Origin of the sequence: Clostridium grantii DSM 8605, assembly GCF_900129965.1 — a bacterium.
GTDB classification, from domain to species: domain Bacteria; phylum Bacillota; class Clostridia; order Clostridiales; family Clostridiaceae; genus Clostridium_AF; species Clostridium_AF grantii.
In genome coordinates, this window is record NZ_FQXM01000024.1 from 16,978 (window position 1) to 31,490 (window position 14,513).

Annotated in this window: 15 protein-coding genes and 1 riboswitch; all 15 genes read left to right on the forward strand. The window is 28.6% G+C overall.

Features of this window, described 5'->3' with window-relative positions; translation table 11 throughout:
* The first annotated feature begins 215 nt into the window (after positions 1 to 215).
* The 15 genes from BUB83_RS16605 to BUB83_RS16670 all read left to right on the forward strand — a co-directional run bounded on the left by BUB83_RS16605 (position 216) and on the right by BUB83_RS16670 (position 14,479).
* On the forward strand, positions 216 to 1,256 hold the full coding sequence (locus BUB83_RS16605) for a DUF7309 domain-containing protein (protein WP_073339810.1): 1,041 nt from the start codon (positions 216 to 218) through the stop codon (positions 1,254 to 1,256).
* Between the two features lie 163 nt (positions 1,257 to 1,419).
* A riboswitch (cyclic di-GMP riboswitch) is annotated at positions 1,420 to 1,507 on the forward strand.
* A gap of 59 nt (positions 1,508 to 1,566) precedes the next feature.
* The gene (locus tag BUB83_RS16610; protein ID WP_073339811.1) at positions 1,567 to 1,911 is read left to right on the forward strand and encodes a DUF192 domain-containing protein; all 345 of its coding nucleotides are present in this window, start codon (positions 1,567 to 1,569) and stop codon (positions 1,909 to 1,911) included.
* A gap of 18 nt (positions 1,912 to 1,929) precedes the next feature.
* Positions 1,930 to 2,100, forward strand: coding sequence for a Flp family type IVb pilin (locus tag BUB83_RS21715; protein ID WP_143160578.1), 171 nt, complete (start codon positions 1,930 to 1,932; stop codon positions 2,098 to 2,100).
* Between the two features lie 111 nt (positions 2,101 to 2,211).
* Positions 2,212 to 2,730 (forward strand): A24 family peptidase, encoded by a 519-nt coding sequence (locus tag BUB83_RS16615; RefSeq protein ID WP_073339813.1) that lies wholly within the window; start codon positions 2,212 to 2,214, stop codon positions 2,728 to 2,730.
* Positions 2,727 to 3,107, forward strand: a complete 381-nt coding sequence (locus BUB83_RS16620) for a TadE/TadG family type IV pilus assembly protein (protein WP_073339815.1) — start codon at positions 2,727 to 2,729, stop codon at positions 3,105 to 3,107. The genes BUB83_RS16615 and BUB83_RS16620 overlap by 4 nt, the downstream gene beginning before the upstream one ends.
* 95 nt (positions 3,108 to 3,202) lie before the next feature.
* Positions 3,203 to 4,156, forward strand: coding sequence for a TadE/TadG family type IV pilus assembly protein (locus BUB83_RS16625; RefSeq protein WP_200801493.1), 954 nt, complete (start codon positions 3,203 to 3,205; stop codon positions 4,154 to 4,156).
* An 8-nt stretch (positions 4,157 to 4,164) separates the two neighbouring features.
* The gene (gene cpaB, locus BUB83_RS16630; RefSeq protein WP_073339817.1) at positions 4,165 to 4,878 is read left to right on the forward strand and encodes a Flp pilus assembly protein CpaB; all 714 of its coding nucleotides are present in this window, start codon (positions 4,165 to 4,167) and stop codon (positions 4,876 to 4,878) included.
* 28 nt (positions 4,879 to 4,906) lie between these two features.
* Complete coding sequence (locus BUB83_RS16635; protein WP_073339820.1) at positions 4,907 to 5,752, forward strand: CpaE/TadZ family protein; 846 nt, start codon at positions 4,907 to 4,909, stop codon at positions 5,750 to 5,752.
* Between the two features lie 76 nt (positions 5,753 to 5,828).
* Positions 5,829 to 7,262, forward strand: a complete 1,434-nt coding sequence (locus tag BUB83_RS16640) for a TadA family conjugal transfer-associated ATPase (RefSeq protein WP_084133641.1) — start codon at positions 5,829 to 5,831, stop codon at positions 7,260 to 7,262.
* A 2-nt stretch (positions 7,263 to 7,264) separates the two neighbouring features.
* Positions 7,265 to 8,242 (forward strand): type II secretion system F family protein, encoded by a 978-nt coding sequence (locus BUB83_RS16645; RefSeq protein WP_073339822.1) that lies wholly within the window; start codon positions 7,265 to 7,267, stop codon positions 8,240 to 8,242.
* 13 nt (positions 8,243 to 8,255) lie between these two features.
* Positions 8,256 to 9,170: a type II secretion system F family protein gene (locus BUB83_RS16650; protein WP_200801494.1), complete on the forward strand. Its 915-nt coding sequence runs from the start codon at positions 8,256 to 8,258 to the stop codon at positions 9,168 to 9,170.
* 144 nt (positions 9,171 to 9,314) lie between these two features.
* Complete coding sequence (locus BUB83_RS16655) at positions 9,315 to 10,334, forward strand: sugar ABC transporter substrate-binding protein (RefSeq protein ID WP_073339825.1); 1,020 nt, start codon at positions 9,315 to 9,317, stop codon at positions 10,332 to 10,334.
* Entirely contained in the window at positions 10,324 to 11,853 is a 1,530-nt protein-coding gene (locus tag BUB83_RS16660; protein ID WP_073339827.1) for a sensor histidine kinase, read from the forward strand. Before BUB83_RS16655 ends, BUB83_RS16660 begins: the two co-directional genes overlap by 11 nt.
* A complete protein-coding gene (locus tag BUB83_RS16665; RefSeq protein ID WP_073339830.1) occupies positions 11,850 to 13,409 on the forward strand; it encodes a response regulator transcription factor in 1,560 nt (519 codons plus the stop codon). The genes BUB83_RS16660 and BUB83_RS16665 overlap by 4 nt, the downstream gene beginning before the upstream one ends.
* A 14-nt stretch (positions 13,410 to 13,423) precedes the next feature.
* Positions 13,424 to 14,479 carry a sugar ABC transporter substrate-binding protein gene (locus BUB83_RS16670; RefSeq protein WP_073339832.1) on the forward strand — a complete coding sequence of 352 codons (1,056 nt, stop codon included), beginning with the start codon at positions 13,424 to 13,426 and terminating at the stop codon, positions 14,477 to 14,479.
* The last annotated feature ends 34 nt before the right edge of the window (positions 14,480 to 14,513 follow it).

Consider the following 14,513-nt stretch of genomic DNA (forward strand, 5'->3'; position numbering starts at 1 on the left):
CAGTATATTAACGATTGAATTAAATATATTAATTGTATATAATTTAATAATGAATTTAATGATATGGGTATCCTAGTTTAACTATTAAGTTATACTTGTCCAAAACTCCTAGAAATATGGAGCTTTTGGAAAATTATTTGGTGCGTCTAGTTTTTAGAACAAGTGTAAATTAAGTTTCACAGGAGGAGCCTTATAGTGATAAAGGGGAAAAAATTATGAATAATAAAAATATAAATAAAGATATAAATAATAATTTTGAGGAATTATTTCAAAAGGCTAAAGAATTTAATGAGGTGAAACCATGGCAATGGCTTGGTGGAACTGATGTTTTTGGAATAAAACTTCATGATATGGATGAAATAGTTTTTTGCTCAGTAATGGGTATGGGGGAAGAATTATATGGCATGGCTATTTATAAAGGAATCAGAGGAATAGAAAGTTATTTTAAAATGTTAGATAGAGATTATGATTTAGATGAAGAGGCTATACATATTCAGCAGGCCATAACTATTGATTTTGTTGATAGGAATGAAGTTACGAGCCAAGACTATGAATTAATAAAAGATTCAGGTATTAAATTTAGAGGAAAGAAACAATGGCCTATTTTAAGGGAATATGAGCCTGGATTTATTCCATGGTTTGCAGAAGAGGAAAATTTGATTTTAATGGGAAGAATTTTAGATAAAGCTAAGGATTATGTTCTTTATTTAAAAGATAATATGGATAAAGCAGCACTTATGCAAGAAGGAAAATGTCATGTTAGAGAATTCTATGAAGACAATAGTTTCAAAGAAAAAGTTGTTGATTATATAAAATTAAATGAAGAGTATGATAGTTTGATAGAGATTCCTATAGTTTATGATGATTTAAGCATTAGAAGAATAAAGAAACAATGCAAAAAAACAAATGTAGTTTTGGAAATAGATGCTTTTTATGATTTGATGCCTGTTGAAGAAGAAGATCAAGTTCCTTATTTCCATGGAATACTTATGATAGTAGATGTGGATGAAGAATATATAATAGGAAATCACATTACTCACCCTTATAATATGGCGGAAGAATTTCAGAGGTATTTATTAGAATTTTTTAATGAAAAAAATGAATTACCTAGAAAGGTTCTTATTTCAAATTTTAATTTATTGACTTGGGTAGAAGATATGTTTGATAAGCTAGGAGTTCAGGTGGAATTTGTGGATCATTTAAGTTTAATTCCAGAGATAAAAAAAGAAGTGTTGGATGAGATGTTTGAGGAATAGGTGGGGAAGAGGTAGAAGAGGTAGAAGAGGTAGAAGAGTTGGAAAGTTGGAAATTTTGAGTAAAATTTAATTTTATTTAAAACAATATTAAAAAATACAAAAAAAACAGTTGAACTTTAGCGAAGTATGTTATATAATATATTTATAGACAAACAGATATAAAACTCGATAATAGCAAAATTAGTGAAAGCTAATGACGCAAAACTACAGGGACTAACATGTTTTTAACATAATGTCAGCCAGTTGCCGAAGGTTTGAAAAAAACTCATTCCTTGTGGATGAGTTTTTTTAATTATCAGGAGGTAGAAATTTGCTTTCTTTAAAAAATTTAACTAACAATAAGATAATAGCTCATAATGTGATTGAGGCGGATAGTTTTTTTAAAAGATTAAAAGGATTAATGTTTACAAAGGTCCTGTCCCCGCAATCAGGAATGTTTATACATCCTTGTAATGGAATTCACACTTTTTTTATGAACTATGTTATTGATGTTTTATATCTTGATCCTAATAATAAAATCATTGCTATTGATGAAAAAATGAAGCCCAGCAGATTCGGAAAGATTCATAAAAAAGCAGTGGCCGTAGTTGAATTGTCAGAAGGAATGATAGAGGAAACTCAAACAAAAGTTGGACATGTAGTAGAATTCATTTAAAAAAAAGGAGAGATAATTATGTTAAAAAAAATGAAAAATCTATTTGTTGAAGAACAAGGACAAGGTATGACAGAATATGGTTTAGTACTAGGAATTATTGCTGTTGGAGTAATAGCTACACTAGTTTTATTAAGAGATAAAATTTTAGCAGTAATAACAAGTGTAACAAGTGGTTTAGGTACGGAATAAAACTATAAGATAAGATGCTGACAAATACATTAATTTGAGAATATAATAAATCCCACATCTAAAAAGGCCTTCCATAAAATGGACGGCCTTTTTACAAAAGAGGTGAAAATATTGATTTTGAATATAATACTAATTTTAGTTTTAACTATATGTTTTATCACAGATTTAAAAGAGCAAAAAATATATAATAAAGTTATTTACCCAACCCTTATTTTAGTTGTAATAATTCAATTTATTTCAAATGGTTTAAGTGGATTACAAAGTTCACTATTAGGCTTTGTAGTAGGGCTAGGTATTCTATTAATACCATATTTTCTAGGAGGAATAGGAGCGGGAGATGTAAAACTCTTGGCAGTTATTGGAGCGATGAAAGGGAGTATTTTTGTTTTGAATACAGCTTTATATATGGCTTTAATAGGAGGAGCTATAGCATTGATAATTATTATATCCCATAAAGAATTTGTAAATTTTTTAAAAAAGTTAGGTACTTGGATATTTGCATTATTTAATGGAGCCACATATAAGTTAGAATTCCCTACCACGGCTTTAATTAAAAAATATCCTTATGGGGTAGCTATTGTAGGAGGAGCATTCATTTGTCTTTTGTTTGAAGGAGCTTGGATAATATGAAAATAAAAAAAGGACAAGCAATGGTAGAAATTGCAATAATTCTGCCTATATTTTTACTTCTTTTATGTGCTGTACTAGACTTTGGAAGGATATTATATGCATCAATAAATTTAAATATGATAACTCAAGAAGCTGTTAGAATGGGTGGTTTGGGTAAAAGTGATTATGAGATAATGCAATATGTAAATGAACAGGTTAAGTTGCCTGATAAAGACACAATGATAGTAAATATTAACCCAAGTGATTCATCAAGAGATTCTGGTGATTACCTTACATTAAAAATTACCTATGAAGTTAAGTACATCACTCCCATTATAGGTAATGTTATTAATTCACCCTTTCAAGTTGTGACTCAATCTACTATAAGAGTGGAGTGATAGAAAATTTAATAATAAATAATTTGATAATACTCAATGAACAATACTCAATGAACAATACTCAATGAACAATATAAGTTCATAGGAGGAAAAGTATGATGTTAAAAAAATTGAAAATTCTAAAAGAAAGATTTATAAAGAACAGATTTATAAAAGAAGAAAGTGGTAATGCCATAGTACTTTTTTCCTTTTATCTTGTTATCCTTATAGGAATATCAGGTTTAGTTATAGATACAGGGGTTTTATATTTAACCAAAACTCATTTAAAGAAAACGGCTAATGCAGTGGTTTTGTCGGGAGCACAGGAACTTACTAATAGTAGTGCTGCAGTAAATGCTGTTGTTGCAAATATTTTAAATGCTCATGGAGAAGAAGCAAGCTTAAAGGAGATATCAATAGTAACAACCTATCCTTATAGAATCTCTGTAACTTTGGAGAAGGAAGTAAAATTATATTTTTTAAAAATTTTTAAAATGTATAGCGAAAAAGTAAGTGTAACCTCCTCAGTACAACTAGCGCCTATGAAATCAGGGACAGGTGCTGTACCACTTGGAATTGATGAATCTGTACCACTTGAATATCTTAAAGAGTACACCTTAAAGGTGGATTCTGGAGATTCTGAATACGGTAATTTTGGGGTATTAGCTCTTCAAGGGCCAGGTGCAAAACTTTATGAACAGGATTTAATGTATGGATATGATGGAGAATTAAAAGTTGGAGATATAATTAATACTCAAACAGGAAATATCGCTGGAAAAACAGTAAATGCGGTAAATTATAGAATAAATTCTTGCAGCCACTCTATAAATGACTACAATAGTAGAGATTGCGATAGAATTATTTTAGTTTTAGTATACGAGCCCTATGCATTCAATGGAAAACAACTAAGTAAAGTGAAAATCGTGGGATTTGCTTATTTTTATTTAAAAGAGCCTGTAAATCAACAGGATTCTACAATCAAAGGGTATTTTATAAAAAGAGCTGGAACGGGCTTTGGAAATGAAAGTTTAAGAGATACAGGGGCTTACACAATAAAACTATCAGAGTAGGTGAAATTATGAAATTAAGAAATATACTTATATTAACATTGGTAATGGCATTTATAACCACTATCCTATTTAATAATTATTTGAATGATTTAGAAGAAAAATATAAGAAAAATGAAAATAAGATAAGTGTTGTTGTACCTAAAATAGATATCACTAAAAATGAAAAAGTTACTGAGGAAATGTTAGAAACAAAAGAATTTTATTTAGAGTCAGTTCACCCAGAGGCAATAAAAGAAATACAAGATGTAGTAGGAAAATATGCAGCTACTAATATGAAACAAGGAGAAATATTGTTTGCTAGTAGATTTGTTGACCAATTTGCAGCAGAAGATTTTTTAACAAATAAAATAAGAGAAGGGTATGGAGCAGTATCTATTGAGGTTAATTATGTAGAATCTGTATCAAACTTAATTGAACCTGAGGATTATGTGGATGTTATATTTAGTGAAATTATTGAAAAGGAAAATGAAACGGATGAAATAATAACTGAAGTGATATTAGAAAATGTAAGAGTATTAGCTGTTGGGAAAAGACTTAATGAAAATTCACCACAAGTTGACTCCTCAGATACCACTAGTCAGTCACAGATTATTGAAGATACAGGTGTGGAATATATATCTGTAACCTTAGAATTGAAGCCAGAAGATATGGTTAAAATAGTGAATGCAGATGAAAGAGGAAATGTTAAATTCACACTAAAAAGCGACATATTCCCCAAATAAACAACCAACAAATCAAGAAGGTGAGATTATGAATACATTTAAAAATAATGTGGATACAACAAACAATAATATTAATGATGAATCAAAGGGAGAAATGATTGTTTTTGTTGCTGCAAAAGGAGGGGTAGGAAAAACAGTAATTTCTGTGAATACAGCTGTTACCATGGCTATGAAAGGTTATTCAACTTGTATTATAGATGGTGATTTTCAATTTGGTGATGTAAATATTGCTTTAGATATGCAACCAAAACTTACAATAAGTGATATGGTTGGTGATGTGGAATCTTTAAATAATGAAGTGATCTCAAATTATATTCAGCAGCATGAAAGTGGAGTTAAAATTTTATCGGCACCTTTAAAGCCTGAATATGCAGAGTTAATAACACCTAAGGCCATAGAAGTTATATGTGATAAACTCTTAGAACAAAATAAGTTTTTGATTGTAGATTTGGGGACAGGACTTACGGAACACAACATTAATTTCATAGAAAAAGCTGATAAAGTGTTTGTTATTACAGATCTTGAAATGACAACTTTGAAAAACACAAAAATCATGCTTAAAACGCTAAAATCCTTGGAAATTTCAGGAAAAGTAAAAGTTATTGTAAATAGGGCAGATATGGAGAGTGTAATAAAATTTAAAGATGTTAGGGAAATACTTGGTATTGAAAATTTAATTTATATATCAAACAATTTTAAAATAGTATCTAAATCTTTGAATATAGGAATACCTTTTGTAATTAACAAACCAAAGGAAAAAATAACCAATGAAATAATTAATTTGGTTTATGAAATTACTGAGTATAAAAAATCCCATAAAAGAGGGCGAAGAAGAAAGAAAAGTTCAACAGGGTTTTTTAAGAAAAGCAAATAATAAGTAACAAGGGTAAGTAAGAAACGTAAGTAATAAACATAAGTAAGAAACATAAGTAAGAAAAGGGGGGAAAAGAATGGGCCTCATTGATAGACTTAATAGTATAAACAATAATAACGTTGATTTAAATGATAAAAAAGAATTGAAAAATAACAGTATAAATGAAATAGAAAAAGAAACAGAAAAGGAAAAACAAAAACAAAGTGAAAAAACTCATCTACAGAAGATAGTTTATAATACCTCAAACAAACAACAAACAGGCAAGGAAAAAGAACTAAAAAATAAAATACAGAAAACTATATTAACTCAATTTAAAAATGATGATGTTGAAAAAATAATATCAGAGATAGATTCAATCGCTCTTGAAATAATAAAAAAAGATGGAGAATATTTAGGTGATATTGACAGAAAAGCAGTTATTGATGAGATAATAAATGATTTAACAGGGTTTGGACCTATAACCCCCTTGTTAAAAGATGAAGATATAAGCGAAGTAATGGTAAATGGCCCCCATAGAGTATATGTAGAAAGAAAAGGTAAGGTAGTTCTTACAGATGTACAATTTAGAAATGACGAACACGTTATGCATATTATTGAGAAAATTGTTTCACCCCTAGGAAGAAGAATAGATGAAAGCAGTCCTATGGTTGATGCAAGGCTCCCAGATGGATCAAGAGTTAATGCTATAATTCCTCCATTAGCCTTAAAAGGGCCAACCATTACTATTAGGAAATTTTCAAAGGACCCTTTTACAATTGAAAATTTAATAAGTTTCGGAACATTAACAAGAGATATGGCTATTTTTATTGATGCCTGCGTAAAAGCAAGGCTAAATATTTTTATTAGTGGGGGGACAGGTTCCGGAAAAACCACCACCTTAAATGTTTTATCCTCATTTATTCCAGATGATGAAAGGATAATAACCATTGAAGATGCAGCGGAACTTCAGCTTGGACAAGACCATGTTATTTCTTTAGAATCAAGACCGGCAAATATTGAGGGGACAGGAGCTATAACTATAAGAGATCTTGTAAAAAATTCCTTGAGAATGAGGCCAGAGAGAATTGTTATCGGTGAGGTTCGTGGTGGGGAAGCTTTAGATATGTTGCAGGCTATGAATACTGGACATGATGGTTCTTTAGCAACAGGTCACTCAAACAGCCCAAGAGATATGATAGCTCGTCTTGAAACCATGGTTTTAATGGCTGGAATGGAGCTACCAGTAAGAGCTATTCGGCAACAAATTTCTGGAGCCATTGATTTGATAATTCAGCAATCAAGACTTAGTGATGGTTCAAGAAGAATTGTAAGTATAACAGAAGTACAAGGTATGGAAGGGGAAGTGGTTGTTCTTCAAGATATTTTCACATTTAAACAGCAAGGAAAAGATCAAAATGGGAAATTAATTGGAAAAATGATTTCCACAGGCATACGTCCTAAATTTTATGATAAGCTTTTAGCATCAGGGATACAAGTGCCGGATTCTATATTTCAAATAGAGGAGTGGTAATTATGAAAGCTATGGTTTTATTATTGATGTTTTTGCTTTCCTTTTTATCAGTTGTATCAATATTATTTAGCTTTATTGTTTCAGATAGAAGAATAAAAAAGAGAATTGATTATTATTTAAAAATTGAAAAACACAAGAATAAAAGAAAAAATGATAAAACAAATTCAAAAAATACTTTGGATAATAATACCCTAAAAAAATTAAATAAAATAATTAGTGAAAAATTATCTCATATAAATAATGATGATACGGAACAAATGCTTATAAGTTCTGGCTTAGAAATAGATGTGGAAGAATATATCATGGCTAAGTGGATATTAGCAGCAATCATGGGAGGAATTTTATACTTTATACTAAATAATTTTATCTTCCTTTTTGTGGGAGGGGTACTTGGATATATAACGCCTAAGTTTTGGGTTAAAGGTAAGATAAAGAAAAGAATAGAGAAATTCAATAAAGAATTACCTAATATGATAAATATTATAATTGGTTCTTTAAAATCAGGTTACAGCTTTCCACAGGCTTTAAAAACCGTAGTAGAAGAATGTGATTCTCCCACAAAAGATGAGATTGGAATATTGATGAAGGAAATGAGCTATGGTATAACCATGGATGATGCTTTGCAAAATTTAAATAAAAGAATGCCCTCGGATGATCTAGAATTATTAATACAAGCAATATTAATTCAAAGACAGGTTGGTGGAAATCTAGCTGGGATTCTTGAAATAATAGTTGAAACCATAAGAGAAAGAATAAGAATACAAAGGCAAGTTCAAACATTGACTTCTCAGGGAAGGCTTTCAGGAAGAGTAATTGGAGCATTACCTGTAATATTGGGTGGTATGATTTATTTAATGAATCCAGAATATATAAAACCTTTATTTTCAAACAACATAGGACGAATTCTTGTTGGATTTAGCATTTTATCAGGAGTAATTGGCTTTATATTAATCAATAAATTGACAAAAATTCAGGTGTAAGGAGGGATGAGCTGTGATAGTAATTTTCTTTTTATTAACTATGGTATTATTTTCACTTTATGTAGTTCTAAAAATATTTGAAATTAATACAAAAACAAAAAAAAGGATAAAAACTTTTATAAACACAGAAAAATCAATTTATATAAAAGAAGAAACAAAGAGCAAAGATAATGTAAAAGAAATTATGGAATATCTAAGAGATAAATTTAATATATACTTTGGTAAAAAGATTTCTTCAAATGAAGAGCAAAGTATAGATAAAAAACTAACTCAAGCAGGGAATCCCTTTGGCATGAGTACTATTGATTTTCACATAATAAAGATTGGGTTAAGAGTATTATTACCAGTAATTTTTGCTCTTTATGGTAGATTATTAGATGTAGGTTTTGGTGGGGTTATTGTGCTGGCAGTAATAGGATTAAGTTTAGCCATAGTAATACCTAATTATTATTTGAATATAAAAATTAGAAAAAGATATAAGCAAGCCATTAGAGAATTACCGGATTTTCTTGATATTTTAACTGTTTGTCTTGAGGCTGGACTAGGATTTGATTCAGCGCTAAGCAAAGTTATATCAAAAAAAACAGGAGTTTTATCTAGTGAATTTCATATTTGCCTAGAAGAAATTCGTTTAGGCAAAACAAAAAAAGAGGCACTAACAAGAGTTAAAGAACGTCTTGATTTTGATGAATTTAGATCTTTGATTAATAGTATACTTCAAGCAGAAAAACTAGGTATTAGTTTTGTTAAAATATTCAGGGTCAGGTCTCAAGAAGAAAGGGAAAAAAGAAAACAAAGAGCTGAGGAAGCTGCAATGAAAGCTCCAATCAAAATATTATTTCCTCTTGTTTTATTTATATTTCCCAGTTTATTTATTGTATTGCTTGGCCCAGCTATCATACAATTGATATCAGAGTTTAGTAAGTGATATTGAAATTTAATATTTTTATAAAAAACAGCAGATTTTATTTGTTGTTTTTTGTTTGCATAAAAATATTTCTCATACTATAATTATAAATAGAGTGAAAAATAATGTGCATATAAAAAAGAATTTAACATAAGGATGAATACAATGAGAAAACGTTTAATTAATATAATAACATTTATACTAGTTGTAATCTTAACCGGTATAGGAGTAGCATCTATATTTAATTCCGCAAAACTTAGTCGGGATACAATAACTAATTTGAATTTCACCAAAGAAAATCCTCCTTTGTATCATTTCATGGTTATAGTAGATGGAGCCGATGAAAGTTATGTTGAGAAGTTTAAAAAAGGTATTACAGAGGCTTGTTTAGATAATTCTGTTGCTTTTGAGTTTTGGGATTTTAAAGGGGATGGGAAAGAAGATAAGATTTTAAGACAGTTTGATATTGCTATTGAGTCAAAGGTTGATGGCATAATCATTCAGCCCTTTGAAGATGATAGATTTGATGAAATTTTAAAAAAAGCAAATGATAGAAATATACCAACTATTACAATTGATATTGATATTCCTACAAAAGAGAAAGTTTCTTTTATTAGTTTTAATAGATACCAAATCAGTACTGAAATAGGTAAATTATTAAATAGTGAATTGAATGAAAAATCTATTGAAACAGGAACTATTGTTGTAATTCAAAATGATCAAAATTATAATTATGATGAAGTTATAGCTTTAAATGAACAATTAGATGATAAATACATTATTAAAGCAGAGGAACTAAATTATTCAGGGGAAAATGCTTTGAATGCGGGGGGACTTACTAGAAATATAATTGATAAATATGAAGATTTAGTGGGAATTATATGTTCTAGTGGAGAAGAAACTTTGGGAGCTATTCAAGCATTAAAAGATACAAATAAAATAAATGATGTGGTGGTATTTGGTTTTGATAATTCAAAAGAAATATTGGATTATATAGATAGAGAAGTAATACTGGCAACAATTGTAGCACAAAATGAAAAGCTAGGATATGAAGCAATAGATAATATGGTTAAACATAATAAGGGTGAGTTTGTTTCTATGTATAATGATATTTCTATTGAAATTATAACAAAAGAAAATTTAAAAGATTATATCCTTGAATCGGGTGAAAAAAATGATAATTAAAAAAGTATTCTTAAAGAAAATCAACTCCATAAAAATAAAAACTACTTTTTATTACATTATTATGATTGTTTTTATGAGTATTATAAGCATATATTCCTTGAGTATTACTAATAAGTATAAAGAACAAATAGATTCCTTATTTGCTAGAAATCTTATTTTGAATAATCTCTCAAATCAATTAACATTAGTGGATAAAGAATTAGTTATGTATTTATCTACTAAAAATTCAACAAACTTAAATAATTATATGAGAAATGCAGATGAGCTACAAAATATTGCAGGAAAGCTTTCAAATCAGGTTGTAAATTATACGGAAGAAGAGTTAATGTTTAAAGATATTGAGAATATGGTGAATAGTTATATTGCTCAAACAGAAAAAGCCGTATATGAGAAAAGAAAAACTGATATAGCAGCTTATACTAAAACATATAATGATTTATTAAACACAATGAGCTATATATCTGATTATATTTCAGAGCTAAATAATAGACAACTTTATAGAAATGCATCTAATTATACATACATGTCTAAACAAATTTCAATGGCTAATGTTTTTAATTTAGGATTAATTATTGATTTGATTTTCCTTTCTATCGTATTGGTTTATAGAATGACTAATAACATGATTAAACCATTAATAAAACTATCTCACTCAGCAGAGGATATTTCAAAAGGTAATTTTGAAACAAAAGAAGTTATAGTTCAAACTAACGATGAAATAGAAATTCTTTCAAATGCTTTTAATAAAATGAAGAAAAGTATTCATGCTTATATTGAAGAGTTAAAAGAAAAAGCATCTATGGAAGTGAAAATTAAAGATCAAGAAATGGAAAATTTTAAAATGCAAAGTCTTTTGGACAAAGCACGTTTATATGCATTGCAGTCGCAAATGGATCCACATTTTTTATTTAACACCATAAATGCAGCAGTACAATTATCTGTTATGGAAGGTGCTGATAATACAGGTGAGTTTTTGGAAAGAATGGCTAGAGTTTTTAGATATAATATAAAGCAAATTGATTCAGAAGTAACTATATCTCAGGAAATTGAGAATATAAAAGATTATTATGAATTGCTTAATGTACGCTTTGGAGATTTAATTGAGTTTCATTTTGAAATAGATGAAAGTGGATTAGAATTCAAAATGCCACCGTTGATAATACAGCCAATTGTTGAAAATGCTTATATACATGGATTAAGTAAAAAAGAAGAGGGAGGGAATATTTGTATAAAAGTAATAAATAAGTTAGCAGAAACAGAAATTATAGTAGAAGACGATGGTGTAGGAATGCCGGAAGAAACAATAGATCTTATATTAAATATAGATAATATTAAAACACCAAAGAATGAATTTAAGTATAAATCCACTAAAGAATCCCCACAAATTGGAATGAATAATGTTATTAACAGGTTGGAATTGTTTTTTAAAGAAAAAAACCTTGTTAAAATTTCAAGTACCCAGGGCATTGGGACAAAAGTAATTATTTCAATTCCGCATAGTAAAGGAGATTTAAAATGATAAAAATAATGATTGTAGATGATGAACTTATTGTAAGAAATGGATTGAAGTTTATAATTGAGACAGAGTTTTCAGATGTTTTAAAGATAGTTGCCATAGCAAAAACAGGGAGAGAAGCTATTGAATTATTTGAACAAGAAAGACCGTTGATTGTATTAATGGATATTCAAATCCCAGGCATAAATGGAATAGAGGCTATTAAAGAAATAAAAAACATCAATCCTAAAATAAAATCCGTAATCATTTCAGCTTATGAGCAATTTGAATACGCTAAACAAGCTTTGGATATTAAGGTTTATGATTATTTATTAAAACCTATTACAAAAGACAAATTAAAAACTGTATTAAATAAAATCATACTAGAGATTGAAAAAGAAAAAGAATTAAAAAGAAAAGAAATTGATATAAAAGAAAAATTAGATAAAACAACTTCTATACTTGAATATGGATATATAAATTCAATTATAATGAATACTCATTTTACAGAGGAAATTGAGGACTACCATAATTTATTAAATATAAGAAAAGATTATGGTTATATTATGATAATTGAATTTCAAGAAGAAGTAATATTGGCGGACTTAGAAAGCAGAATAAGAAATTCTATTAAATACAAGTGTAAAGCAGTGGTAGGGCCACTTATGGGAAATCGTATAATTATTTCTGTTCACGAAGATGAAAGTATAAGTAATAGTGAGCAAAAGAAAAATATTATTCGTTTGGCAGAAGAAATTCAACGAAATCTAAGAAATATTTTAAATGCGGATATAAAGATAGGTATTGGAAATTGCTATAAAATTGATAATTTTAATTCATCTTATCAAGAAGCTATTAAAGCTTTAAGATTAACTGAAAAAAGAAGAGTTTTACATATTGAAGATGTTGTAGAAAGTTTTGAATTAAAGGATTCAAGTACATATATTCATTTAAAGAATGATGAAGAATCTATTGTTAATAGTATAAAAGAGGGTAATATTTGCGAAGTAGAAAGGAAAATGAAAAACTTTTTTGATAAAATATATAAATGTTACGGAAATAATGAAAAAGCTATAAAAAACATAATCATGGAGCTTATGGTGTTGATTAGAATGACTGCTTATAGGGAGGGAATCATAAGTAAAGAAAATAATCAAGCAACTTATATGGATGACTTAAAAAATCTCAAAGAGCAGCATAATCTAAAAAATTGGTGTATTGCAAAAACCAAAAAAATAACAGAGGCTATTAGATTACAGAAAGAAAATAATACTTCCGGATTAATATCCGAGGCAAAAGATTATATAAAACAGAATTATAATGAAGAACTTCATTTAAAGGATGTAGCTATGGCGATATGTATCAGTCCACAATATTTAAGTAAAATATTTAAAGATGAAGTAGGAGTAAATTTTATAGATTATTTGACAACAGTAAGAATTGAAGAAGCTAAAAAAATGCTTAAGGAACAAAATATATCAATAAAAGAAATATGTTTTAAGATTGGATACAACGATCCAAATTATTTTAGTAGATTATTCAAAAAAATAGTGGGGGTATCACCAACGGAATATATTTAAGGAGATGGTGAAGTATGTTTCAATTTAAAGAAAAAATATCAATTAAAATTATGGGTATTATTATTTTATTACTTTTAATTATAACAGCAATAAGGATTGTCACTAAAGATGGGAATAATAAAACAAATACTGAAACAGAAGATTATAAACCAATGATAGGCATAAGCGCAGATTCTTTAGTAATAGAAAGATGGCAAAGAGATGTAGAAATTTTAAAAAATAAGGGTGAGGAAGCGGGCTATAATGTAGAAGTAGTTAATGCTTATGAGGATGCAGATAAACAAAAACAGCAAATAAAATCTCTCATAGAACAAAAAGCAAAAGTTATTTTTATTATTGCTTATGACAAAGATTCTCTTAGTGAAGTCATTGAAGAAGCAAGAAGAAAAAATATAATAATTATTTCTTATGATAGACTTATCAGAAATGCAAATGTAGATGCTTATGTTTCCTTTGATAATGTGGCAGTAGGAGAATATATGGCTAAAGCATTAGTAGAGAAAGTTCCAAAGGGGAATTATGTTATTATTAACGGTTCTTCAAAAGATAATAATTCTACAATGTTTAATGAAGGCTACTATAATATTTTACAAGAATATATTGATAAAGAGGATATAAAAATAGTTAAAGAAGTATGGGCGGAAGATTGGAGAGAGGAGTTTGCTTATGATGCGGTAAGTGAACTACTTGAAGAAGGAATTAAAATAGATGGGATTATTGGTGCTAATGATAGATTGGCGGAAAGTTCTATAAGTGTTTTATCTGAATACGGTTTAGTGGGTAAAGTTCCTGTGGTTGGGCATGATGCAGATATCAGTGCTTGTCAAAATATTATAGAAGGAAAGCAATTAATGACTGTATATAAACCAATAAAAAATTTGGCAGAGGGAGCTTTTAAAGTAGCTATGAGTTTGCTAGCCAAGCAAGACCAGAAATCAGAAGAAACAATATTTGATGGAACTTATGATGTTCCATATTTTAAATTTGATGCAATACCAGTAGATGCTAGTAATATGAAAGAAACTGTTATTGCAGACCTATTCCATAAAGAAGAAGACATATATAGATAGAAGGAAAAATTTAAAGCATAGTAAAATATTAATA

Excerpts from the sequence above, each read along its gene's own strand:
- BUB83_RS16605 (WP_073339810.1), top strand. The coding sequence starts at position 216 with ATGAATAATAAAAATATAAATAAAGATATAAATAATAATTTTGAGGAA.
- BUB83_RS21715 (WP_143160578.1), top strand. The coding sequence starts at position 1,930 with ATGTTAAAAAAAATGAAAAATCTATTTGTTGAAGAACAAGGACAAGGT.
- BUB83_RS16620 (WP_073339815.1), top strand. The coding sequence starts at position 2,727 with ATGAAAATAAAAAAAGGACAAGCAATGGTAGAAATTGCAATAATTCTG.
- BUB83_RS16625 (WP_200801493.1), top strand. The coding sequence starts at position 3,203 with ATGATGTTAAAAAAATTGAAAATTCTAAAAGAAAGATTTATAAAGAAC.
- cpaB (WP_073339817.1), top strand. The coding sequence starts at position 4,165 with ATGAAATTAAGAAATATACTTATATTAACATTGGTAATGGCATTTATA.
- BUB83_RS16635 (WP_073339820.1), top strand. The coding sequence starts at position 4,907 with ATGAATACATTTAAAAATAATGTGGATACAACAAACAATAATATTAAT.
- BUB83_RS16640 (WP_084133641.1), top strand. The coding sequence starts at position 5,829 with ATGGGCCTCATTGATAGACTTAATAGTATAAACAATAATAACGTTGAT.
- BUB83_RS16645 (WP_073339822.1), top strand. The coding sequence starts at position 7,265 with ATGAAAGCTATGGTTTTATTATTGATGTTTTTGCTTTCCTTTTTATCA.
- BUB83_RS16655 (WP_073339825.1), top strand. The coding sequence starts at position 9,315 with ATGAGAAAACGTTTAATTAATATAATAACATTTATACTAGTTGTAATC.
- BUB83_RS16660 (WP_073339827.1), top strand. The coding sequence starts at position 10,324 with ATGATAATTAAAAAAGTATTCTTAAAGAAAATCAACTCCATAAAAATA.
- BUB83_RS16665 (WP_073339830.1), top strand. The coding sequence starts at position 11,850 with ATGATAAAAATAATGATTGTAGATGATGAACTTATTGTAAGAAATGGA.
- BUB83_RS16670 (WP_073339832.1), top strand. The coding sequence starts at position 13,424 with ATGTTTCAATTTAAAGAAAAAATATCAATTAAAATTATGGGTATTATT.